Genomic DNA, 24,259 nt, shown 5'->3' on the forward strand with positions numbered 1-24,259 from the left:
TCGACAAAGTCGATAAGTGACCAGGAATCCATTTTCCGTAACCTTTGTACGAAATCTATACTTATCATCGTTCTTCCTCATAAGCCGCTAGACCAGCTATTTCTCGACCTTGCGAAAGTTTATGCAGTATTGGAGTTAATTCCTCCATAAGTGCCAACTCTTTCACTCTTCTGCTCTTCCAGTTGAGCCCTAACGGCTTCAGAAAGTCAGTGAGTTTTTCACCGTCGAAAATACATCGACGCATGATTTCATCTACAAACTCTTGAAGGGCATCGAGCGAAAGCCCGTGACGGTTGGCAATGTTGGCGAGTTCTCGTGTTTTTTTCTCTGCTTTGAATCTAGCAAAGCCATCACGTATTTGTTTTTCATTCAATGCCTCATCGGTTGGGAGACCTCGAATATACTCAGCAATCTCCTCACGCTCATCGATAAACTTGGCATCGGATTGGATCAGGCCGATGAGTTGCTCACGATTCATTGTGCTCTTGCCGGGTTTCTGTTGTGTCAGTTTTGCAATGAGATCCATTATATAATCGTAATCAATCACTGCGGAGGAGAAGAGAACAAACTCGAAATCAAGTTGTTGCACTTCAGACGGTGCTTGGTCACGATCTTGCTGTTCCTTTAGTTGTTTGGCCGTATCCAAGTATACGCCCTTGAACCCTTGCAACTGATCAGGTGGTACAATTTGCGCGATCAGTGTCTTTTGCTCATCGGTGAGATCTGTGTACTGATCAAGTTGCGTTTTTAAGCGCTGTACTTCCTTGAATAGGTTAACAAACTGTGCACGAGCCGCATCACCTCTAAGATTAGAAACCTCTTCCGGTGCATTAGCTAGGCCCTGTGAATGCATGTAATCTGCCAGCTTCTGGGTGGCGGTTTGTAGTGTGTCGATTACTTTGATAGCAGGATCTACGAGCCAGATTTCGCGAGGATTATCGATCTTCTCGCCGGAGAATAGTGCGATAGCCTCGTCTACTGACGTTTTCTGTTGGCGAAAATCAAGGATATTGCCGTAGGGCTTGCTGTCGTTAAGCACGCGATTGGTTCGCGAAAATGCTTGGATCAGACCATGGTGTTTGAGGTTCTTATCCACATAAAGCGTGTTGAGGTATTTGGAATCAAAACCCGTGAGCAGCATGTCCACCACTATTGTGATGTCAATTTTTTGCGCAGCCGGAAAATCGACATTTGGATACTGTTGATCTTTGATGCGCTTTTGCACATCTTGATAGTACAGATCAAAAACGCTAATACGGTGGTTGGTGCCAAAGCGAATATTATAATCTGTGATGATATTGTTGAGTGCTTCTTTCTTGCCTTCTGGATCCTGCTGATTGTCTTGCTTTTCCTGGGGCAGGTCTTCCTGAATCTGCTGTATATCCTTATTCCCCTCAGCTGGCGGTGAGAACACGCAAGCAATACTTAAAGGGCGAAAATCAGGGTCTTGCTCCGCTTGCTCACTTTGAATTCTTGTGAACAACTCGAAGTACTCGATGGCATCATTAATACTCGCAGTAGCCAGTATTGCGTTAAATTTGCGCTCATTAGTAGCTGCATCGTGTTTGGCCAGAATGGTCTTAATGACCTTAGTTTTGTCAATCCTTTCGCCTGGCTTGGGTGGCTTCTTGCCCTCGGGCTTGAAATGGTCCACATGAAAACGCAATACGTTGCGATCTTCGATAGCATGGGTGATGGTGTACTCATGCAGGCTGCGCTGAAACAAATCATCGGTCGTGCGGTAACTGGCCTTCTGATCTTCGATCTGCTGATAGTTGGCGTTTTGTTCAAAAATTGGTGTGCCTGTAAAGCCAAAGAGCTGGGCGTAGGGGAAAAAGTCCTTTATTGTTTTATGGTTATCACCAAATTGTGAGCGGTGGCATTCATCGAAGATAAATACTAAGCGAGCTTTGCGCAGTGGCTCTAGCCGCTCTTTGTAGTTACGTTTATTGGTACCGTCTAATGCCAAACCCAATTTCTGGATAGTGGTGACAATGACCTTGTCTGCATAATCGTCGGACAGCAAACGGCGCACCAATGTTTCGGTGTTAGTATTTTCCTCAACGCAGCCTTCCTGAAAACGGTTAAACTCTTCACGGGTCTGACGATCGAGGTCTTTTCGGTCTACCACGAACAGACATTTGTCTATGTCTGGATTGTCTTTGAGCAGGGTAGAGGCCTTAAAGGAGGTCAGAGTCTTGCCCGAGCCTGTGGTGTGCCAAATATACCCGTTGCCACAATTCTGGTTAATGCATTCGACAATGGCTTTGACCGCATAGATTTGATATGGCCGCATTATGAGCAGCTTCTGTTCGCTGGCTACAATAACCATATAGCGACTTATCATCTGACCCAAGGTACACTTTGCCAAAAACTTCTCAGCAAAACGGTCAAGCTGGGTGATTTTCTTATTGTCCTCGCTGGCAAACTGGTAGACAGGAAGGAAACGCTCGTCGGCATTAAAGCTGAAGTGTCGCTGGTTGTTGTTAGCGAAGTACCATGTATCGCTGCGGTTGCTGACGATAAAGAGCTGGATGAAACACAGCAGTGTTTTACCATAGCCATTGCTAGGCGCGTTTTTGTAATCCACGATCTGCTGCATGGCACGTCTCGGGCTTACGGCCAGCGTTTTAAGCTCAATCTGCACCATTGGTATACCGTTGATAAGCAGTATTACGTCGTAGCGATGATGGCTGTTATCGTTATTAATGCGTAACTGGTTGATTACTTCGAAGTCGTTTTTGCACCAGTCTCTAATGTTTACTAAGGTGTAGTTAAGCGGAGTACCATCGTCGCGCTCGAAGCTGTTGATACTTCGCAGTATCTGGGCAGCGTTGTACACATCGGGCGTGATAATGCCATCGATCAGTCGCTGAAATTCGCTATCTGTCAGATGCACTCGGTTAAGTGCCTCGAATTTTTCACGAAAATTGGCTTTTAGCGTAGTAAGATCGCGGATATCGGGACGGTAGGTATATTTTAGGTCGCTGAGCTTAGCGATCAGGTCATTTTCGATCTGTTGTTCTGATGTTGCCATGAATCCTGCCCCAAATACCAAAAAAGTTATCCTAACTGTCACACAGATTTGTTAATGCCATTGTGTTTGAATGCCCTGAATTCCCTTTTTGACACCCTTCAATAATTATTACGCCACTGCCCCCTTCAACCCGCCTACCTCGGACAACTGGAAGTTCCTTAGCCTCATACACGATTTGCGGAAATCTCTTACTCTCTCGAGCAGTAGACGGTGTCCTTGGGGACATACGGATGCCGGGCAACCTTTTCAACTGCAATCCACCGTTCTGAGTTTATGGGTGGGTAGCTGTTTTATCTGTTTGTGAGAGTCTTTTTGAGTCTATCATGGGTTTTACGCGTATGCATCTTCGCATAGCCGCAAGCTGCTTTGCGGTTGAGGTGTGACATGTTTAAGGAGACATAAAAGTCCCCGAACTGACTCAGCATTTTTATTTCTGAATGAGCCCTTTTTCCCCATAAAAACTGTTACTTGGCTGTGTTATAAATCATCAGCTAAAGGTGCCAGCGTATTGTTGCCGAGAGATAATTTCCAGTTGCCCCTCTAGGTGACAGGCCTGGGGGCCATTTAACCACATCCCCGGCATGTGGTTTATTTCGTACTTCCACCGAATGAGCGTTCTTCCTTTCTGTATGCCTTCGTACGTTCTTTGGCAAAGTATTCCAGGTGGCTCCGTAACTTCAGTATCTGTTCCCCAAAGCGGTCCACCCGAAGACGCTCCAGATAATGCGGCGCATTGGTGAGGTTAACCAGCGTCCTGTACTCAGGGAATTCGAGCAGACCCAGCGCACTTAGCCAGGCCTCGCAGATGTAACTCCCTAGGTTATGGTCTTCTTTCGAATAATTCCCTAATCCATTAAACGTATCTTTGTTGACGAATATCGCCATGTGGTAGTGAGATTTACCGCTAGTTCCCACCTCACGTACCCAGACGTGTCTCAGGTCAGTTGGACAAACCTGATGACCTTCACGCTTACGTCGTTTCTGATGGGCTGTGAAACGAGCTCTCAGCGACCCAATTACTCGTTCCATCAATCCTGAACTAAGATCAGGGACGCAGGCAATACTGTCGCCTGTATCACGATGCTCAGGTAGCCTGAGTACGAAGATGAATACGGATGTCCTAGCGTGAGCTTTTGTCGCGAAGTTGATGATATCCGTAATACGATTCATATAACTCGTATTGATTTCCCCAAATTTACTGTTAGTCATAAGTATTACTCCTTTTGAGTCTGTTTCAGACGAGCGAAGTCCCTGCCAGAGCGAATGGCAGTAATGAATACATTGGTTGTTTGATATTTATGCCTTTCCTGGGTAGGGGGGGTTATTTTCCCGTTATTATCCCCTGGTAGTTATAACTTAAGAGTTAACATTGTGGTTTCTATTTGTGAGATGTGGCTCTCTTTTTGACATTTAACACATATCTTTTTGAATGTGTATTAAGGTATTTAAATTGAAATGATGCATGTGGATTGCATAAGCGGAATTATTGCATGCACTCTGTTGATTTATATTTAATTAGTCAGTGTTGTGTGTTTCATACTAAAAACACATGAACTCCTGGAAATACATTTTAATCATTTTTCATATCTGCCTACATATCTACTTACATATACCATTAGCTTGTTTATGTATATTTATATGTATTTATATCTTAGGGTATTAGTCTCTTTACATATAATATATATACTGTACAACTGAATATAACTTATATACACAAAAGCCTTTCCACATGCGGGGCTTTATATTATAGGTGTTCAGAATTTACTCCAGGGTTAGCAATTCAGAATATAAATAAAATTCTGATAATCAGGATATTCGGAAGTGCTCATGGACAACATCTGTTTTGTCCATTTATGCTTCTGCCAGGCCACCAGGAGCTAAGCCTTACTTCCACTATTTTACAGACATGCTCAGTTACCCCGGGAGTCTGCTATGCGCTGCTGCAACCAGGCTTCCACTTCGCTCTTTAGCCAGCGCGAGCTACGACCCAGTTTGATTGGCTTAGGAAAGAGTCCTTCACTGATGAGTTTGTAGAACCATTTGTCTGTCATTTCGGTATAGGTGGTGATGAATGCCATATCGACAAGCTGGTCGTTCAGCAGAGCAGGTGATGTATTCATGGGGATATCTCCTTTACGTTGAATGTGAAAAGGAGGAATGACTGGTTCTCAGTGTTGTGTTGCAGCCTTCCTCAGGGGATGGAAGACCGTGTAAAAAATCAATGAAGCTGGCTGTTACCCACTTTCCTCTGTCGCGTAAGAGATGCATAAAACGTCACTTCTTTTACCCGGAGCAGATGTCATGCCATAGCGGTCCATTGGGTATGACGGGCAGCGTCTGAGAAGATTGTTATCGCAGTAATTTTTAACTAACTTCCGGTTAAGTGAGATTCTCAAGGTAAAAAAGAACCTTCTGAGTAGATGGTATCTGGTAGGTTACAGAAACTACTGAATTTAAATTAACGCAATGAATTTAAATGTTAAAATTGAAAGTAGCCTACTTTTATAAGTCACTTTTAAATTTTATAGCATGTAATTAATAACCTATATCTTATCAATTTTAGGGTACTTTTTATTTTTTAATTACCATAAAATTAAGGTAAATTGGTTGTGCGATAGTGATGGGTGGAGTTCCGGAGCAGGAATGTAAACCAGCAGGTAAATGCAGAGAAATCAGGAACAGCCCGGGGGGATGTATGGCGTATAAATACAAAGCAACGATGTACTATTCTGATGAGGAGACTGAGGCGTTTCTTCGTGACAAAGCGGTGAAGTCGAATGGGAAAAAAAGTGCGTCTCATTATCTTTACTCTCTGGTCACAAAAGAGAGAGAGAATTTGATGGCTAATAATGACATCAAAGGTAAACTCGTTCCGGTTCAGCTTTTTCCCGAATATGTTAATTCGAGAGAATTCAGTGTGAACGGTTCGGTTGATTTCATCGGACTGCCTGAGGTGTACTTCCCTAATAACGGAGAGAGCTCCTTGATACGGCAAAACCATAAGTCTTTGATGGAAACAATTGACGATAAAATTCTTGAACACGTTGCTAATCATTTTAGCAATCATGGTCACGAAGTTAACGATAAATCGTTTCGGATTGTGCTGAAGACATATGTGGCTTGTTATTACTGTAATACCAGCACTGCCACCGGATTGTACTCAGGGACCTTTACTGCAACATGCAGGATGATTACTGTCAGCAGGAGCGAATGGGACAAATGTGGCGGGGTGCTGGATTTTGAAAACTTACGCTATATAAAATACGAGGCTGTCGCTCAAGCAGGACGAAGAATTCCCAGAGGTCTGTGTAAGGTCGCTGAATCGTCCCGGACAGATACAACCGGGGCATTTTTTATACCGGTATTAACTTTACCAAAAAAATTCCCTGAGAAGACGTTACCTGAATCTGTGATTATCAAAGGGGTTGATATTTCTTTTAGTAAAGAACGTCTGAAGTTTAAAGCAATGAATGAAAGCCAGAAGAAGAGGTATCTGCTGAAACCTTAACGCTGGGTGATTGAGTTGTAAATTATTTCAGGCCTATATTACTCCTGTGATATTGAACAAGATTGTTTTATCACAGGTGAAATATGAACAATGAATCCTCTAAAATAATGCCGCTACAGCAGCTCCTTTCACAGTTACCTGCTGATGCTACAGAAAAGATATACCGTCAACTCAGCAGTATCATAAGTTATGAACCCTGTATCGGACTGATGGGAAAAAGCGGCACAGGGAAATCCAGCCTCTGCAATACCCTTTTCAGCCCACCTCCCGCCAGGGTTGATGCCATCAGCGGCTGTACCCGTACCGTTCAGCGCTATCGGGTCACTCACGGCACACATACCCTGACACTGGTAGATTTTCCGGGTATTGGCGAAACCCCGGAGCTGGACAGTCTGTACCGTAGCCTGTATCAGGCGTGGTCCGGCAGGCTGGACCTGATTGTCTGGGTACTCAAAGCCGATGAACGGGCCTGGAACGAGGATATCCGCTGTTACCGCGATTTACTCCGCAGCGGAGCAGAACCGGAGCGCTTTCTGTTTGTCCTAAGCCAGGCAGACAAAATAGAGCCCTGCCGGGAATGGGATGGGCTGAATCACCGGCCCTCGCAACAGCAGCAACAGAACCTGCAGGCCAAAACCCGACTGGCTGAAACCCTTTTCGCCACTGTCCACCCGGTCATTGCCGTCTCTGCTGCAGAGCACTACAACCTGCATCACTGGGTGGAGGCCCTGATACTGGCGTTACCAGTACACAGCGGCAGCGCAGTTTCCCGCCATCTGCACCCCGAACTTCGGACCGACACAGTCAGGGAAACTGCCCGTGATGGATTTGTCCGTGTGACCGGGGAGATATTTGATGAAGCGGTGAACACTCTGAAGACTTCCGGGATTCTGGTTCACTATCTTCACCAGCTCCGCCACCGGTTGCTGACTGTTGCCCGCGCCGTCTGGCATCTCCTGTTCTGATTTTATCGTGTCTTTTCTCAGCACCTGTTCGATCTGTTTCGACGATCGAAATGAAACCGGGCAATAGATATTAGCTATCAGATTAAGTTTATCGATCGTCGCAATCGATAGAAAATAACGATCGGTAATCAATTATCGATCTGAATTAACGATTATCACACCAGAAAGTTAGGCAGTACGATCTGCGCTGAAAATAACCAGCAAACCTTTCTTAACCATCCCAGTAATTTGTTTATTAAGGAGTATTTTATGTCTTTGTGCGTCCCTGTGTTTAACAGAGAAAAGAGCAATTCGGGGGAATCGCTATGAAATCTTATCCGTTATTACGTCAGGACCTGTTCGCATGGTGTCTGGCGGCAATTCTCCCGACCCTCTGGATTGTGCTTTACCTGAACTTTCCGCAGGGCGTTGCCGGGGTCATTTATATGATTGTTGCCCTAGTCTGGGTGTTACTGGACCGGATAAACCTGATGAAGCAGGGCATCACACCACCTTCATGGCTGTGGTTTCCTCTGAATTTTGTTTACCTTCGCCAGCGCGACCAGATGCAGGGCAAATCGTGGCGGCTTCTGCAGGTCTGGTTGCTTTGTACAGTGCTGTCATTCGTGGCGATAAATCAGTTTAAGAAAACCTCAGGTACAGAAAATCTGGCGCAGAGTGCCTGTGCCGTCGTGACGAAAATCCTGCATAAAGAGGGGAGTGATGAGCGCTGTATCCGCGTCACGGAAATGCATGAAGAGGTCAGCGGTCGTTTCTGGCAGGCGCAGGCATTGCTGAATACCGGTGTAAAGGAGCATGTGACCATTGAGGTCAGGGGCCGGGATATTTATGTCGTTTTACCCGAAGCGGGAGAGTGAAAAAATGAAAACGGTAAACGTTATCGCCCGGCTGCTAATTGTCGTCGCGGTATTATGGACTCAGGTGAGCCGTGCTGCTGCCTATGACATTAAACCCGTTATCGTCACAGGCGAGGTGGCAGGAAATGTGCAAGTCATGCATGACCACATCATGGATGGCGTGGATGATTTTATAATTAGCGCCACAAAGGGTAAGGAAACGCAGAAGTTTATTCTTACCTGCAACGGCCCGGAAAAGCGCCTGAATATTTTCTACTGGCTGAAAGATATCACCGGAGGTAAGGCATCAGGCGCAACGGGTATGACCATCCAGTATTACCCGGAGGAAGAGCGTCAGATAAGGACACATGCGGAACAGACAGTGACACTTTTCGACAGCCAAGTCTCACCGGATCTTACACGCGCAGCGTCACGTATGCTGAATTATAAAAAAGGAAGCTTTGTTTTCCATTTCTATGAAAATGACGGCGTATCCGATCACGGTCCAGTGGCATGGAGCTGGCAATATCCGGCCCCGAAACTGGCCCCGGCGCTCGCTGGCGCACTCGTATCCGCCAAGGCCAATAACTGCAGCCTGGCGCAGGGTGAAACCCGTATTGCCTCCCTCGCGCGTCTGGCCAACCATCAGTAAGGATACTGACATGATAGCAGGCGTTCTCTATCTAACATCCTGCATTGTTTATGTCCTGGTCCTTGTTCTGAGTTACAGCCTACTCTTCTGGCATCCCTAGTACTGACCGTATTCCCCCAGGTATTAACCCCGTTATTTTTGTTCACTAAAAGGCCGTACTTCCTTCGGGAGGTATGGCCTTTTCATTTATGTAATCAAAGGAGTTACCCATGCGCTTAGCCAGCCGTTTTGGCACTGCCAGCCTCGTGCGCCGCGACCGTCCGTTAACCCACGATGAACTGGCGCACTACGTGCCCAGCGTCTTCAGCGAAGAAAAACATGAATCCCGCAGCGAACGTTACACGTACATCCCGACCATCACCTTGCTGGATAACCTACAGCGGGAAGGATTCCAGCCGTTCTTTGCCTGCCAGACCCGCGTGCGCGACCTGAATAAACGCGATCACACAAAGCACATGCTGCGTCTCAGGCGTGAGGGGCAAATCACCGGCAAACAGGTCCCCGAAATCATCCTGCTTAACAGTCACGACGGCTCCAGCTCATACCAGATGCTGCCGGGCCTGTTTCGTTTTGTCTGCCAGAACGGGCTTGTCTGCGGCGAAACCTTTGGTGAGGTGCGCGTCCCGCACAAAGGCAATGTGGTGGAAAAGGTCATTGAAGGGGCTTACGAGGTACTGGGGATTTTTGACAGGGTTGAAGAAAATCGGGATGCGATGCAGTCGCTGCTACTTCCCCCACCGATACAACAAGCTTTTGCCAGAGCCGCGCTGACGTATCGCTTCGGGGAAGAGCACCAGCCGGTGACGGCATCCCAGATACTGATACCCCGCCGCTATGAAGACCGTCAGGACGACCTGTGGTCAGTTTTCAATCGTTGCCAAGAGAACCTGCTGAAAGGGGGTCTGTCAGGACGTACTGCCAAAGGCAAACGCAGCCATACTCGCGCGGTTAAAGGCATAGACGGCGACGTTAAGCTCAACCGGGCACTCTGGGTGATGGCGGAAGAACTGCAGCAGGCGCTGAGCTGATGCCACCGCTGCCTGATAGCGCCCGCCAGGCCACCCTGGAGAATAATCTATACAGCCGCTCTATCTCCGATGACGACTTGTGCGCATGGTGCTCACACCTTCTTTATCGACCCGGTGAACTCAGCCAGTGCAGCTTAAGCATCACTGAGGGGAGCAGGCCTTCGTGCTGTGATGAGGATGGCTATGCGCAGTCCTGCCCATCACTTCGTCTCGACAACCTATCTGAAATACAAAGGAAACTAAATGAACAACATACTCATCCTGACCAGCACAGTGGCTGAATCCCCCGCTTCACCACACGCTGATACAGTGCGCATCGTATGTACGCCCGTGCCCGATGAACAGCGTACTGCCTTCTGGTCGCAGCACTTTGGCTCCATTCCACAATGGATAACCCTTGAAACCTGTATTTTTGCCTGGATGGACCGGCTGTGTGCCGATTACCACGGTGGTATCTGGAACTTTTCGACGATCGGTAACGGCGGTGCTTTCATGGCTCCTGAGTCAGAGAACGATAAGACGTGGGCATTGTTCAACAGCATGAACGGCAATGGCGCAGAGCTCACCAGTGAAGCAGCAGGGATAATCGCCTGCCTGATGGCATACAGCCACCACGCTTGTCGCACCGAATGTGACGCGATGACTGAGCACTATTATCACTTACGTGACTACGCGCTAAACCATCCGGAATACAGCGCCATTATGCATCTAATCGACTGAGGAATACCTGACATGAATATCGCATTATCCCCGGTATCATCACAGCCTGAACTTTTTCCTCTGGCGGTTATGGCTCAACATGATTACCTGCTTACCGCGACATCCGGATTAACCCCCTATGCCCAACGCACCATTCGTCGTGCTATCAACTTGCTGGATAAATATCTGAGCCAGCCCGGCATATCCTTTATCTCAAGCACTGCTGCCCGTGACTGGCTTTGGTTACGACTGGCAGGACAAGAACGGGAAGTGTTTATGGTGCTCTATCTCGATAACCAGCATCGTTTACTGGAGAGTGAAACGCTATTTGCCGGTTCTATTAGCCATGTGCAGGTCCATCCCCGTGAGGTAGTGAAATCAGCGCTTCGCTTCAATGCTGCGGCCGTTGTGTTGGCGCATAACCATCCATCCGGTGATCCGGAGCCCAGCCAATGTGACCGCAACATTACGGGCAGGCTTAAAGAAGCGCTGGCACTGGTTGATGTGAACACTCTCGATCATCTGGTTATCGGTTCAGATGGAATTGTGTCGTTTGCAGAGCGAGGCTGGATATGAGGGCACTTCAATGAAATCTACTGACTCAGAGAATGATTCATTTCTACAATGGGGACTGAATTGTAATGTGACACCTTGCTTTGGTGCTCGTCTGGTACAGGAGGGAAACCGGCTGCACTATCTGGCTGATCGGGCCTGCATTACCGGTGAATTCAGTAACGCAGAATCTTTGAAGTTGGATGAAGTATTCACACGTTTTATCAGCCAAATGGAATCGATGCTGACCACTGGTGAAATGAATCCTCGCCATGCCCATAGCGTCACCCTGTACCACAACGGCTTTACCTGCGAAGCCGATACCCTTGGCAGTTACGGCTACGTATACATCACCGTTTACCCCACTCATCGTTAACTACTTTCACAATAGCAAATATGAAAACTCTATCTGCAACAAATCCGCAGGCGGCGACGCTATATCTGTCGCCCGTGGCAGTCTGGCAAATGCTGCTTGCACGCCTGCTGGAACAACATTATGGCCTGACACTCAACGACACGCCGTTCAGTGATGAAACGGTAATTCAGAAACATATCGATGCTGGTATATCTTTGGCCGATGCCGTTAATTTTCTGGTGGAAAAGTACGGGCTGGTTCGTATTGATCGCAGGGGATTCGACTGGCAAGAACAGTCCCCATATCTGCGGGCAGTCGATATTCTGCGGGCGCGACAGGCAACTGGTTTATTGAAAAGAAATCGTATTAGCGCGGTACGATGAATATTGGGAATAGCCTTCCTGATTCACACTGCAGCTTTCCTTACTTATTTAATTTACTCATTCCAAAAAGCACCTGCCGATGCTGGTTGGTGCTTTTACTTATATGGACGAAATATCATGCAACTAGAAGCTGTAATTTTAACTGGGCACATTATCGCAAGTACAATCCGGGAATGCTGGGCCGTCGTTGTTGATGGTTTTGACGCATGCGGCGAACAAGCTTATGATCCAGCTTAATTTCTTTTCCTCATGAAGGGACGGGTATGGGCAACAGAATGTGGATGATCCGCGGTGACGGCGGCAAGCTCTATGACGATTTTCGCGATAAGCAAATTGTAGGCATCGGTTGGTCTCAGCTGGCTCCATTAGTCAAACCCGGCCTATCCCGAGCCCAGTTACTCGCCTTATACCAGGAGGCAGACCCTTTAACAAAGCTGGGAACTGCGCGTTCTGGTGCATCGCAGGTCTGGCGTTTTGTGAACGAAATCCAAAAGGGTGATTGGGTTATTACCTATTCGCCAGCCAACCGTACTTATTTGCTAGGTAAAGTTACTTCAGACTTCCAGTATCATCCTGAATGGGTGGAAGAGGGGATGGGTATCACTCGGCAGGTTAAATGGAATACTCAAGAAATCGATCGCGATCGACTGTCTGTAGCTACCAAGAACACATTGGGTTCTACGCTGACGGTTTTCCAGCTTCCAGAATATGCGCTAGAAGAGCTTTTACAGGATAAGAAACCCACTATAGATGTGATTACTCAGAATCCAATTGTGATGGATGAAGATGAGGTCGTTTCTGATCCGCTGCGCGATGTGGAGTCGTTGGCGCGTGAAGGTATTAAAGATCGAGTTAATGGGCTCGATCCGAAGGAGATGGAGTATCTGGTTGCAGGAGTTTTACGCAGCATGGGATATAAAACACAGGTGTCTCCTGTGGGTCCAGATCGTGGGAAGGATATCATCGCATCACCTGATGGCTTTGGATTTGAGAATCCACGTATCGTCGTTGAGGTAAAACATCGCAGGGAGCAAATGGGGAGTCAGCAGATTCGCAGCTTTATCGGCGGTCGCCATAAAGACGATCGCGGGCTTTATGTCAGTACGGGGGGCTTTACGAAAGATGCTCGCTATGAAGCCGACCGTTCGACGATACCTCTGACGCTCTGGACGCTTGATGATCTCGTCCGTGCGCTTATTGAGAACTATGAGCAAGTCGATATCGAGACCAAACTTTTGGTGCCTCTGAAGAAAACTTTCCTTCCTGCCTGAATCTTGCTTTGATAGCCATATCGGTGTTCTACTGGTATGGCTTTATACCCACTTGCAATGTCTATTTTTTGTACGGATTTTAACTTGTGGGTACAAGTGCGGGTATAACTATTTATTCCTGTTTATAAACAATACTGATATCAGTCTATTAGGTGTGAAATTCGAGTCCGGCCTTCGCTACGGTTGGCAGTAGTAAATTAGTGTTCTAAATCAGATAGCCCTCTTGTCCCAAACGTCAAGGACGTATCTATCTACAACTTGAAAACTAATGATGTGCAGGGGATTCAGCTGCGCTCCCAGAGTGGGATACAGTTATCCTGATAACTTCAATTGCCTGGTATATTCCCGATGCAGTCGCTACTCCCCACAGGTTATTCGCCATCAGCAAGCAATAAGATTCCATTTTTTTAAAACAGACGTTTAGTTCGTAGACTGCACTTTAAGTAGTCGTCATGATTGCATTTCATACGGAATTCATGAGGGAATATGAAGTGGATACAGTAGAGGAACTTAACGGAACATATTTCTATGCCGGGCGCTCTAATCTTACCGCCTCTGAACTGTTTTTTATGATTTTTTGTGAAAGCACGGCGGATCACTTCGGAATTGATGATGTGTTAGCCGTGGTGGCGCTTTACAGCGGTGTTAACAATCAGAAAACAAGAACTAAGCCTAAAGGGGCAAAAGAAGGTACTTCACGAGTTTCTCAAACAATGCGGAAGTTTTTTAAGAGTGCCAAATTTCCTTATGGGATAAAGCTGCCAACCTGGGTGGGTGGTTATACACCCTGGACAGCTAAACGACGGATGGTAGCGAAAATAAGTACCTTTGTAGGACGAACTATTCCACTTATAGGCGAGGTGATTTTACTTGCCGATGTATCTCAAATCACCTACTGCTCAGTACGCGATTATAATCGTATAGCGCGGGGTAACGATAAGCTATGGTAGATGACATTGAAAAACGTATTTTCGCGTTGGCAAGGCGTTACAACGGTGTCTATTTATTCAATAACGAAAAGAAGCAACGGTTGTTAACGCCAGAGACCGATTTTGACACTGACATGCAGTTAGATGTTAGTGAAGCCGAAGAGTTAATGGATGAATTTTTCAAAGAATTTCAGGTCGACCGAATGAATTTCAAGATTGAAACGTATTATCCTGATGAGTCTTTCTCATGGAATCCCTTCAAGAAATTCCCGCCTGTTCCCGTTCCAGATTTCACTATCGGTATGTTGATTGAGTCAGCAAAGGCCGGGAAATGGATGTACGACTAATTACAAGCAAGGAGCTTTAAAGATGGCTGTACCTGTACACTTATTTTTGACTGATGATGGCGGCGCGGTGATCCGTGGTTCTTCCGATGTAACGGACAGAGAAGGAAGTATTGAACTACGAAGTTTGCACCATAGTTTAATGATTCCAACAGACCCTATGACCGGGAAAGTTACTGGCACACGTCAGCATTCTCCTTTCCAGTTTACTAAAGAGTTGGATAGCGCCTCGCCGTATCTTTTCAAGGCTGCAGCAACGGGGCAGGCGCTTAAATCTGCAGAGTTCCGCTTTTACCACATCAACGATGCAGGGCAAGAGGTGGAGTATTACCGGATCACGCTGGAACACGTGAAAGTGATTTCTGTTAGCCCGGTGATGCATGACACGCGGGGTTGTACGGGTACTGGTCACATGGAAGAGGTCGCAATGAACTACGAGAAGATCATCCATCTGTACAAAGACGGTAATTTGTTAGCGCATGATGCCTGGAACGAACGCCCTACAGCTACAGCCTGAGGTAGGGGGCTTGCGAGCCCCCTCTTTATTGGCTTTGGCAGCATTCGCCATAGACGACTTAGGTTCAATTATAAGTTGTGCCGCTTCGAGCCTGCATTCAGAGCTGCAATTATTTTGGAAACGTCAGGCTTAAAGGTCAACTTTTTATTCTGATGCGATAATATCACTTATGAGCAGTTAGCCCGATTAACTGTGTCGCTACGATATAAATAACACGTCTACACATAGCCAACAGTTAAGAACGAATTATCTCTGCACCCACACACCTTTAATCGGTCTTGAAAAGTAAGCAAGTACAGCCACCATACAAATTTCAATCGATACCGACCAATAGATATGCCCCAGAATCTCACTGAATAGTTCAGCGGAGTTCAGGTTCCACAGCCAACCTACTGCGCCATCAGCGTAGACGGGATTTCTGAATCCCAGCAAAGGGATCAGGAATCCGTGCATAACGACAGTGATGATTAAGCCATAGAGCGCGCCCCAGAAAAGCCTGATTTTAGGGCAGTAAGCAGACCACGCGACATAGACAAAAGCGAAGATAAAGCTGAAAAGCCAGTGATATAAAGTAACAGCACCAGGAATGCTGACTCCTTGATAGACGTAATCAAGCGAGTGGGAATTGATACCTAACCATCCCAGCCATGCATCTATATGCGCCGCAGGAGGTGAAATCTCGCCCGGTACGCGTGGCGGCATGTTGACTTCAGATCCCCATTTGACCAGTGAACTGATAAAACCACCAACCAAAGTCGTCCATACTATGATCTGAAGATTGATCTTATTTTTCCACATAATTCCATCCGAATAAGTTATATAACAAAAAGATAACTTTTGTGACTTAAAATTAACATCCCTACGAAATAGTCAACCAATCTTATTACTATATCATTGAATCAGACAATACTATTAGCAGGTGAACAGTGTCGCAGAAGGAAATTCTATACTTTGTCCTGAAAATAAGTCTGCATACAGTGTTTAATTTCTGGCAGAGCCAGAGCAGACTTACAATGACACACTAACCAATGCTAGCGTTTAAGTCTTAGAACTCATCTCATTGAATTTAAAGTTAAAAAACCGAAAATAAAATCCTGGAAAAATGCTCAATAGAATAATGACGGCTTTAGCCTCACGGAGAATAATGATATTCCGTTCGTTATAAAACGCCTCTACATCGGGATCGCCTCATCTCGCTGATGAAGACATTGCTGACATCGCAGTGTGTTATCAGCGTGGAGCAGGGCAAGAAGAATCAGACTTTAAAAAATATTCCCGGCGCTGGCCGGAAACGCACCTCTGGAACTGGCCCCGCAGAAACTCTCTGAAAAGTACGGGCCTGTGGCTGTTGAAGCTAGTAAAAGTCATCAGAGATGAAACCGGAAAGCTGATGCCACAAAGATCACATTCTGCCGGAAATTCGTGATGTCCATAACAGTTCAGAGGAATAGTTAGCCTGCATATGAGCTGTATTATTTTTTAGCGACAGGGTTCTAATTCGCTATAAAAAGACCTGTAACAGCAGGAGCAGCCATAGAGGTTAATGGTCGAAATACCGCTTAATTGACGCATCATCAGAACGCATTAACGCTCAAGTTTAATTTGAAGCTTGTCACGTTATGCTTTCTCGGTATATCTGCTAGATAGCTTTGTCGGTATCAGCGGTAGTGAAGTTATTTGATACTCCTGTGAAGAACAATGAATAGCCCTACAGGAGAAAGAAATGAAATTTATTCCATCACCAAACTGGCTCCCTTTTGATCCTCACCCTTCACCGCCGAAATATGTACTTCCCACTGACGCGGTAGATGCGCATTGTCATGTATTCGGTCCCGGCGATGAATTTCCTTACGCGCCAGAGCGCAAATACACCCCCTGCGATGCCGGAAAAGAGGGGTTATTTGCACTGCGCGATAAATTGGGCTTCACACGTAATGTGATTGTTCAGGCAAGCTGCCATGGCGCAGATAATCGTGCACTGATCGACGCATTAAACACGTCTGCTGGCTATGCTCGTGGTGTTGCAACCGTCACAGCGGATATCAGCGATGAAGAACTGTTGCAGATGCACCATGCTGGCGTGCGGGCAGTCAGGTTTAATTTTCTGAAGCGGCTGGTGGATTTTACTTCACGTGAGACGCTCGAAAGTATTGCCTATCGCATTGCGCCGCTGGGCTGGCATGTCGTCGTCTACTTTGAAGCGTGCGATCTGTCTGATTTAGAAATTTTTTTCACTTCTCTCCCTTTGCCGGTGGTCATTGACCATATGGGCAGACCCGATGTGAGCCAGCCTGTTGAAGGCGAGCAGTTTCAGCGAATTGTAAGTCTGATGCGAAATAATCCGCATATCTGGATCAAAGTCAGTTGCCCGGAACGACTCAGTCAGCTGGGTTCATTGCCCGCTCCGGGCGAAAGTGTGCCTTACAGCGATGTTCTGCCTTTCTCACGCTATCTGGTTGGCCATTTTCCTGACCGCGTGTTGTGGGGAACAGACTGGCCACATCCAAACCTTCACGATCATATGCCAGATGATGGTGTTCTGGTCGATATCATCCCGTTTATCGCGCCAACCGCAGAGTTGCAGAAAAAACTCTTGGTTGATAATCCACTTCATTTGTACTGGCCGGAACTTCATCAAGACATCAATACCACAAAACCATAACGCGATGTCTGCCTGATTAAAACGACGTTTTGTTGTCCTGTGCAAATTAACGAGGCGCATATGAACCGCTCGGAAAAGCCCTTTTATAAAACTCTCTATTTTGAAGTCTTTATTGGTGTGTTGTTGGGTATTGCTCTGGGCCATTACTGGCCCTCTATTGCTGTCCAGATGGCTCCACTCGGTGAAGCTTTTATCAAGCTCATCAGGATGATGATTGGCGTGGTGGTCTTTTGCACCATCGTCAGTGGTATCGCTGGCATGCAGGATATGAAAAAAGTAGGCCGGGTGGGTGGCAAAGCGCTTCTTTATTTTGAGGTGATCTCCTCTTTCTCACTGCTGGTGGGGCTGATTGGCAGCCACCTCCTGCAGCCGGGGGCTGGCTTTAATGTTGATAAGTCCAGCCTCGACGCTTCATTGGTACAGGGATATATCGATAAAGCGCATCATCTCGATTTTGTCAGCTTTATGCTGCATATCATCCCGGAAAGTTTAGTTGGCGCTTTTGTTCAGGGAGATATCCTCAGTATTTTGCTGGTGGCGGTATTGTTCGGTTGGGCGCTGACGGCACTGGGTGAAAAGGGAAAACCGGTATTTTTAATGATTGATGGTTTTTCACAGGTGTTTTTTAAAATAGTGAATATGATCACCCGCTTTTCATCTGTTGGCGCGTTTGGGGCGATTGCCTTTACCGTAGGGCAATATGGTACCGAATCCTTAGGCCCGTTGTTCAAACTGGTAGGCTGTTTTTATCTTGTTTGCCTGTTTTTTATTATTGTGGTGCTGGGGGCGGTTTGTTACTTATGCCGCATAAATATATTTAGCTTCATCAGTTACATAAAAGATGAACTGCTGATCGTGCTGGGTACCAGTTCGTCCGAAGTGGTTATGCCGCAGATCTTACGAAAGATGGAACAGCTTGGCTGCTCGCGTTCCGTGGTTGGCTTAGTGATACCCACCGGATATTCATTCAACCTCGACGGCACTAATCTCTATTTAACTATGGCGGTAGTTTTCATTGCGCAGGCGCTGAACATCGACCTTACGCTTAGTCAGCAACTGCTGTTATTGGGGGTGGCTATGCTTACCTCAAAAGGGGCCAGCGGCATTGCCGGTGCAGCGTTTATTATGCTTACCAGTACGCTTCTGGTGGTGCCTGTCGTACCCGTTGAAGGTATGGTACTGATTCTTGGCGTGCATCGTTTTTTAGGCACCGGATTGGCAATGACCAATCTGATCGGAAACGGTGTTGCTACGCTGGTGGTTGCGGCATGGGAGAAAGAACTTGATCGCGACTGTCTTAAACAGCATCTGAAAAATCCGCCTCTGCAGGAATCCTGAATTACGCCGGTAATTGAATTTGAGCAGCAGCAGATGTGATGGTTAGCTGATGATTGATAAGCAGATTAGGGCATCTCTCTAACGAGATAATAATTCTTTAATAAGACGGATGGTTTCTTGCTGAAGCAGGGTGCCCGGTCGGCGCGTGCTGGTCGCCAGCGATAACTGGGCAAACAAGCCCTGCTGGGCGATGCCCCTCAGACGTAGCCTGTCTGCATGGGCGAAATTGGCGATTGCATTTTTCGGCAGGATGGCCGCGCCAATGCCGCTTATCACCAGTTCAAGAATAGTGCCGACCCCATCAACATCAACTGCCATCAGCGGCTTCAGGCGGCGGGTATTTAATGCTTCTTCGACCAGAATACGAAAAGCATTGTAGCGGCCAGGCATAACCAACGGGATCTGCGCTAACGCTTCCAGCGTGACGTTTTCACCCGATCCCGGTGCATCACAACGCTCAACAAGAAACAGAGCTTCCTTGTGAAGCGGTATCGTCTCAATGTCAGGGGTGGGTTGAGTGTGATAAAGCAGGGCGATATCGACCCGGGCTTTCACCAGAGACTCCTGAATCTGGCTGCTTAAGCCTTCCGTAATTGAGAGTGTTGCATCAGGCATTAACGTCTGAAATGACTTCACCAGAGGCAGGGTCAAAGAACGCGCAAGGGTTGGTGGTAATCCCACGGCGATGCGGTCGGTGCGGATTCCTCGCAATCTTTCTAACTCTCCTCGCGTGCGTTCCATCTGGTGCAATATCCCGCGTGCATGGCCAAGCAGCAGTTTTCCCGCTTCGCTGCAAAAGGCTCCGCGCCCGTTACGCACCAATAAATTCTGACCGACTTCTACTTCAAGTTGACGAATCTGGCGGCTCAGAACGGGTTGAGCCACGTTCAGTGCAATTGAAGCGCGGGTAAAACTCCCCAGTTCAGCGACACAAACAAAGTACTCGAGTTGTCGGATATCCACTGCTATTCCTTATAAAATTATCTCACTGCCTGATCATAATACAGCTGGAGTAAGCTTTAGCACGTCGTTCATCTCCAGGCCGTTACCAGCAGATGGCCGCCAGCCTGTCAGTAGCCCATGCACAATCGAAAATTCAGCAGAAGTGTGATCGCGCTCCAGATTAATACGCATAATAAATATTTATCAAAAATAATCTTATCAAAAATATTCGCTGAACGATAAATTACAGCTTAAGGCATGAAGCCACTTTATATCGAAAAGGAATCACCTATGTCGTCCACCCCAGATCTTAACTGCACTCCGTTACGCTTTCCATTTACTGTATATCAGACTAAGAATAAAATGAATGATTATCGTGCTGATGATATGAGATATGGTGATTTATCAGAATTTCATTTGAAGGAATATTTTGGCTTAAGGGAGATAGTTGAAGGGGTTAATCCTTATGCCAGCGAAGTATCGCGCTATCCATCAGGCAACTACAGTTTTGCCCGACCGGCAATCATTACAGAAAAACGCAGCCATGAAGACATTGCGGCAATATTATTTGAGCAGTTCCGGCGCTATTCCGCGCCCGTCTCCTTTATGGGATATCGAAAATTGTTTATCCGTCTGGTTGATCATCTGCAAACAGGAAGAGGTGAACCTTTTAAGGATGAATTATTGGATAAGGCATATCATCAGCAGATAGTGGGTGATAAGTCTAAAGAAAGTTCGCTGGAAAAGATAAAATGGGTCATTAAAAACAATATTGACTTGAATACAGGTGCTTATCCAGCAAGTAATAGAGAACGATTCGGTGAGGAGTTAAGTTATACGGTTCTTCCCAGGTTTGACAGGTGGATAGATCGTGTAAATGGATTGGGGATTTCCGTTCACGGCATTTATGCAACCCATATCACAATGATATCATTGCTGGTAGAAGGGAACGCGTACACCGCAACTATCCATTATCGTGGTCAGGATCATTTTGGTCTTGATGATATCGACATTATGGATCTTAGATTTCATAACCTTCCTATTTTTCGCATCTGGTTTCTTCTGCAACGCTGGGAAAAATTTGGTTATAAACCTTTTATGACCAATATGGAGGCAACTGTTGAAATTAAGGGTTTTTTAGAATGAAACTGAAAAAATTCTCCTGGCAGATAGCGTTATTTATGCTATTAACTTTTGCGACTTATTCAGCCTACAAATCTACACGACCTGTTAAAATCATCGATGTTCATAAAGACCAAAACAGACGCTATCTGGTAGTGGATAACTTTCCTTATACAGATCATGGAAAGCTGAACTGGTGGTTATCTAATAAACAATATCTTGAGGAAAATTATGGAATTCCAGAGCTTCATAACGATGGTATATACTCTGTCGTTATCTGGGGCATTGGTGATGGCTATGAGATTGAAGAACGCGACAGAAGTACATTTTTTCCATCCAGAAGCACCGATCACTTATTTTGCTTTTATGATATGAAAGTGGAAGCCAGATGTGTAAGAAAAGAAAACTGGAAAATGGGAATCAGCGCAATACCTAATAATCGGATTAGTTTTTCTTTGGGTGATAGTAGCTATTATCAGGATCAAAGCGGTAAAATTATAAAAAGCAGATAAAATATTCAGCAAGGTATTTGCTTATTCCTGTGTATTCGTAGTGCCGCACTCAACTCTGTAAGCCAATCTCCAGTGCTGCTTTCCAGGCGCCAGTTTTTCTTGTAGCGATGGCATCTTCGCCATCCGTGCGGAGGGTTTACACTTTGCTTGCCATCAGGACGAGAGCCGGAAACGGCTCTCCTCTGGTATTCCGCCAATCTGATTGATTTGGCCTTAAATTATCAGCATTAACCGAAAATTCTCCCTCACAAATTCACTATCAATCCATCTGCATCCGCAGCCCGGCAAAAGCACTCTTTTATCGATGCTTAAAAAAGAACAACAAAAAAAACCGCGTCATTCATCGTGAAAAATAACCACTTTACTATAATAAATATCTTTATTAATGCCGCTATTTAAACAACGTTTTTCGTTATTAAAACCGTAACATAACAGTTATTTCCAGCAAAAAACCCCAAGAATAATCTTAGTGATTGGATAAGTTATCAGGATATTCTTATTTGCCTTGCAGGCGTTGCTTATAAGACTTTTCTTTGTTTTTCTGTGCTGTTAAATTATCCAACTCTATGTTTTATAATGATTAACATCGTGTTCACAGGCGGCTTTCATCAGCGCTGATTCAGCCGTTAATAAGACATTTCCGGCCGCACTCACGACCAGGAAATATTTATTGATCTCCAGGTGATTATCAGCATAATACATTCGTCTACATTATCGTCTCTTTCCGATAATTTCATATAAATGTTAATTATTCTCTTTCTCAACTTTCTTAAGCTGACGGCAGCAATGGCGGCAGTGGGGTATTAACGAATTTAAGGAGCGATATATGCGCCGGGACTGCGCTCGTATTTTACCTCGTGTTATCCATTGGGGTCTGTTGGGGCTTTCCATCAGCTCTGCTCCGCTGTTTGCCGCTTCGGTGTCCGATACGCCGGGCCAGAGTGCCGCAACGATTGATGCCCGCGAGCAGCTGCGTCAGCAAGAGCGTGAGCGCGCGCTGCGAGAGCAAAATACCCCGAACAGCGATGTCCGCCTGACGCGTCCCGACGTGGCATTGCCTGACTATCCCGTCGATGAAAAGCCCTGTTTTATTATTCACTCCCTGCGCCTGGAGGGGGATTCCGCCGCGCGTTTTCAGTGGGCGCTGGATGCCGCAGACGACGCCAAAGGCCGCTGCCTCGGTAGCCAGGGAATTATGTTGGTAATCAACAAGGTGCAGAACGCCATTCTGGCGGGCGGCTATGTCACCACCCGGGTGATGGCGCAGGAACAGGATCTGACTACCGGCGTGCTGACGCTGAATCTTCAGCCCGGCCGCATTGACAATATTCGTTTTGAACAACCGGTTTCCTGGCGGGGGCGGCTGTGGAATGCTGTTCCGGCGTCGTCTGGCGATATCCTCAATCTGCGTGATATCGAACAGGGGCTGGAGAACTTTAAACGGGTGCCCAGCGCCGCCGCCGATATCAAAATTGTGCCCGGCGAGCAGGAGGCGACCAGCGATCTGCTGGTGCACTGGCAGGAGGGCCGTCCGGTGCGGCTCAGCCTGGGGATGGACGACAGTGGTTCCAAAAGCACGGGCCGTTATCTCGGCTCCGCCACCCTGGCGGTGGATGCGCCCTTTGCACAGAACGATCTGTTTTACGCCAATATCGGCAAGGATATGTTCGAGAAAGGGCCCTTCGGCAACCGCTCGCATACCCTGAACTACTTTTTCCCGGTCGGCTACTGGGGATTTTCTGCCAACTATAACGATTACACCTATCACCAGAATATCCCTAACGCCAATGAAGTACTGAGTTACAGCGGCAAGAGCGAAAATTTGCAGCTGACGGTCTCGCGATTGCTGTTTCGCAATCAGTCGCATAAAACCACGCTGAATCTGCGCGCTTACCGTAAACACGCCACCAATGCGGTGGACGGCATTGAGATCGATCAGCAAAAACGCCGCACCGCTGGCTGGGAACTGGGATTTAATCAGCGCAGTTATTTCGGCAATACCACGCTGGATGCCAATATCAACTGGCGGCGCGGCACCGGGGCATTCGGTGCAATACCTGCCCCGGAAGAGGCCACGCACAGTGGCAGCGCCCGCACCGGCATATTGCTGGGTGATATCAGCGTTAATCAGCCCTTTAACTGGGGTGAACAGCCCTGGCGCGTGAACAGCGCGATGCGCGGGCAGTGGAGCCCTAATGCGCTGACGCCGCAGGAGCGAATGGCCATTGCCGGGCGTTATACGGTGCGCGGCTTCGATGGCGAACAGGTGCTGTCCGGTGAGAAAGGGCTGATCTGGCGCAACGAGCTGGCGTGGAACGTGCAGTCGCGCGGTCACGAGTTATATCTGGCGCTGGATTACGGTCGCGTAGAGGGGCCGGGCACGCGTTATCTGGTCGGCCATCAGCTGGCGGGCAGCGCGCTGGGCGTACGTGGCGCACTGTGGCAGCGATTCAGCTATGACCTGTTTGCCGGTGTACCGCTGCTGAAACCGGACAACTTTCATACCTCCGGGGCGACGGCTGGTTTTAGCGTCAATCTGGAAATCTGAGCAGCTTATACGCTTGCTGATGCTGACCTGACAGGCCCGAACGGATTCTGGCGGTTGCG

General features: G+C 47.0%; 23 protein-coding genes. 18 read left to right on the plus strand and 5 right to left on the minus strand.

Annotated elements, in window-relative coordinates; translation table 11 throughout:
• Positions 1-64: 64 nt before the first annotated feature.
• The 3 genes from RIN69_RS02815 to RIN69_RS02825 all read right to left on the minus strand — a co-directional run bounded on the left by RIN69_RS02815 (position 65) and on the right by RIN69_RS02825 (position 5,157).
• On the minus strand, positions 65-3,037 hold the full coding sequence (locus tag RIN69_RS02815; protein WP_275388225.1) for a type I restriction endonuclease subunit R: 2,973 nt from the start codon (positions 3,035-3,037) through the stop codon (positions 65-67).
• Between the two features lie 588 nt (positions 3,038-3,625).
• Complete coding sequence (locus RIN69_RS02820; protein WP_061498086.1) at positions 3,626-4,246, minus strand: YagK/YfjJ domain-containing protein; 621 nt, start codon at positions 4,244-4,246, stop codon at positions 3,626-3,628.
• A 701-nt stretch (positions 4,247-4,947) separates the two neighbouring features.
• Positions 4,948-5,157, minus strand: a complete 210-nt coding sequence (locus tag RIN69_RS02825; protein WP_275388224.1) for a helix-turn-helix transcriptional regulator — start codon at positions 5,155-5,157, stop codon at positions 4,948-4,950.
• Positions 5,158-5,732: 575 nt separating this feature from the next.
• On the opposite strand from RIN69_RS02825, the gene RIN69_RS02830 reads away from it, so the two are divergent.
• From RIN69_RS02830 to RIN69_RS02890, 13 genes are all read left to right on the plus strand, one after another.
• Positions 5,733-6,545 (plus strand): hypothetical protein, encoded by an 813-nt coding sequence (locus tag RIN69_RS02830; RefSeq protein WP_275388223.1) that lies wholly within the window; start codon positions 5,733-5,735, stop codon positions 6,543-6,545.
• Positions 6,546-6,628: 83 nt separating this feature from the next.
• On the plus strand, positions 6,629-7,510 hold the full coding sequence (locus RIN69_RS02835; RefSeq protein WP_275388222.1) for a GTPase family protein: 882 nt from the start codon (positions 6,629-6,631) through the stop codon (positions 7,508-7,510).
• Positions 7,511-7,815: 305 nt separating this feature from the next.
• Positions 7,816-8,367 carry a hypothetical protein gene (locus RIN69_RS02840; RefSeq protein WP_275388221.1) on the plus strand — a complete coding sequence of 184 codons (552 nt, stop codon included), beginning with the start codon at positions 7,816-7,818 and terminating at the stop codon, positions 8,365-8,367.
• A gap of 4 nt (positions 8,368-8,371) precedes the next feature.
• Positions 8,372-8,998 (plus strand): hypothetical protein, encoded by a 627-nt coding sequence (locus RIN69_RS02845; RefSeq protein WP_275388220.1) that lies wholly within the window; start codon positions 8,372-8,374, stop codon positions 8,996-8,998.
• Positions 8,999-9,207: 209 nt separating this feature from the next.
• Positions 9,208-10,026: a DUF932 domain-containing protein gene (locus RIN69_RS02850; protein WP_275388219.1), complete on the plus strand. Its 819-nt coding sequence runs from the start codon at positions 9,208-9,210 to the stop codon at positions 10,024-10,026.
• A gap of 243 nt (positions 10,027-10,269) precedes the next feature.
• Positions 10,270-10,746, plus strand: a complete 477-nt coding sequence (locus RIN69_RS02855; protein WP_313855423.1) for an antirestriction protein — start codon at positions 10,270-10,272, stop codon at positions 10,744-10,746.
• 12 nt (positions 10,747-10,758) lie between these two features.
• Positions 10,759-11,301, plus strand: a complete 543-nt coding sequence (gene radC / locus RIN69_RS02860; protein ID WP_313855425.1) for a RadC family protein — start codon at positions 10,759-10,761, stop codon at positions 11,299-11,301.
• Between the two features lie 10 nt (positions 11,302-11,311).
• Positions 11,312-11,653, plus strand: coding sequence for a type IV toxin-antitoxin system YeeU family antitoxin (locus RIN69_RS02865; protein WP_313855427.1), 342 nt, complete (start codon positions 11,312-11,314; stop codon positions 11,651-11,653).
• A gap of 20 nt (positions 11,654-11,673) precedes the next feature.
• Entirely contained in the window at positions 11,674-12,015 is a 342-nt protein-coding gene (locus tag RIN69_RS02870; protein ID WP_313855429.1) for a TA system toxin CbtA family protein, read from the plus strand.
• A gap of 263 nt (positions 12,016-12,278) precedes the next feature.
• A complete protein-coding gene (locus RIN69_RS02875; protein ID WP_275388214.1) occupies positions 12,279-13,286 on the plus strand; it encodes a restriction endonuclease in 1,008 nt (335 codons plus the stop codon).
• A gap of 491 nt (positions 13,287-13,777) precedes the next feature.
• Positions 13,778-14,236: an STM2901 family protein gene (locus RIN69_RS02880; protein WP_313857569.1), complete on the plus strand. Its 459-nt coding sequence runs from the start codon at positions 13,778-13,780 to the stop codon at positions 14,234-14,236.
• Complete coding sequence (locus RIN69_RS02885; RefSeq protein WP_313855432.1) at positions 14,230-14,562, plus strand: DUF1493 family protein; 333 nt, start codon at positions 14,230-14,232, stop codon at positions 14,560-14,562. The genes RIN69_RS02880 and RIN69_RS02885 overlap by 7 nt, the downstream gene beginning before the upstream one ends.
• A 22-nt stretch (positions 14,563-14,584) precedes the next feature.
• The gene (locus tag RIN69_RS02890; RefSeq protein ID WP_313855435.1) at positions 14,585-15,076 is read left to right on the plus strand and encodes an Hcp family type VI secretion system effector; all 492 of its coding nucleotides are present in this window, start codon (positions 14,585-14,587) and stop codon (positions 15,074-15,076) included.
• A 246-nt stretch (positions 15,077-15,322) separates the two neighbouring features.
• Here RIN69_RS02890 and RIN69_RS02895 read toward each other — a convergent pair whose 3' ends face one another.
• Positions 15,323-15,874, minus strand: a complete 552-nt coding sequence (locus RIN69_RS02895) for a YagU family protein (protein ID WP_313855437.1) — start codon at positions 15,872-15,874, stop codon at positions 15,323-15,325.
• A gap of 925 nt (positions 15,875-16,799) precedes the next feature.
• Between RIN69_RS02895 and RIN69_RS02900 the strand changes: the two genes are divergently transcribed.
• A complete protein-coding gene (locus RIN69_RS02900; RefSeq protein WP_313855438.1) occupies positions 16,800-17,738 on the plus strand; it encodes an amidohydrolase family protein in 939 nt (312 codons plus the stop codon).
• A gap of 60 nt (positions 17,739-17,798) precedes the next feature.
• On the plus strand, positions 17,799-19,076 hold the full coding sequence (gene dctA, locus RIN69_RS02905; RefSeq protein WP_313855439.1) for a C4-dicarboxylate transporter DctA: 1,278 nt from the start codon (positions 17,799-17,801) through the stop codon (positions 19,074-19,076).
• Between the two features lie 78 nt (positions 19,077-19,154).
• Here the strand turns inward: dctA and RIN69_RS02910 are convergent, their stop codons facing one another.
• Positions 19,155-20,039 (minus strand): LysR substrate-binding domain-containing protein, encoded by an 885-nt coding sequence (locus RIN69_RS02910; RefSeq protein WP_313855441.1) that lies wholly within the window; start codon positions 20,037-20,039, stop codon positions 19,155-19,157.
• A gap of 270 nt (positions 20,040-20,309) precedes the next feature.
• On the opposite strand from RIN69_RS02910, the gene RIN69_RS02915 reads away from it, so the two are divergent.
• From RIN69_RS02915 to RIN69_RS02925, 3 genes are all read left to right on the plus strand, one after another.
• On the plus strand, positions 20,310-21,164 hold the full coding sequence (locus RIN69_RS02915) for a DUF3289 family protein (protein WP_313855443.1): 855 nt from the start codon (positions 20,310-20,312) through the stop codon (positions 21,162-21,164).
• A complete protein-coding gene (locus RIN69_RS02920; protein WP_313855445.1) occupies positions 21,161-21,652 on the plus strand; it encodes a DUF943 family protein in 492 nt (163 codons plus the stop codon). The genes RIN69_RS02915 and RIN69_RS02920 overlap by 4 nt, the downstream gene beginning before the upstream one ends.
• 826 nt (positions 21,653-22,478) lie before the next feature.
• Positions 22,479-24,200: a ShlB/FhaC/HecB family hemolysin secretion/activation protein gene (locus RIN69_RS02925; protein WP_313855447.1), complete on the plus strand. Its 1,722-nt coding sequence runs from the start codon at positions 22,479-22,481 to the stop codon at positions 24,198-24,200.
• Positions 24,201-24,259: the final 59 nt, after the last annotated feature.

Origin of the sequence: Winslowiella toletana, assembly GCF_032164335.1 — a bacterium.
GTDB lineage: Bacteria > Pseudomonadota > Gammaproteobacteria > Enterobacterales > Enterobacteriaceae > Erwinia > Erwinia toletana_A.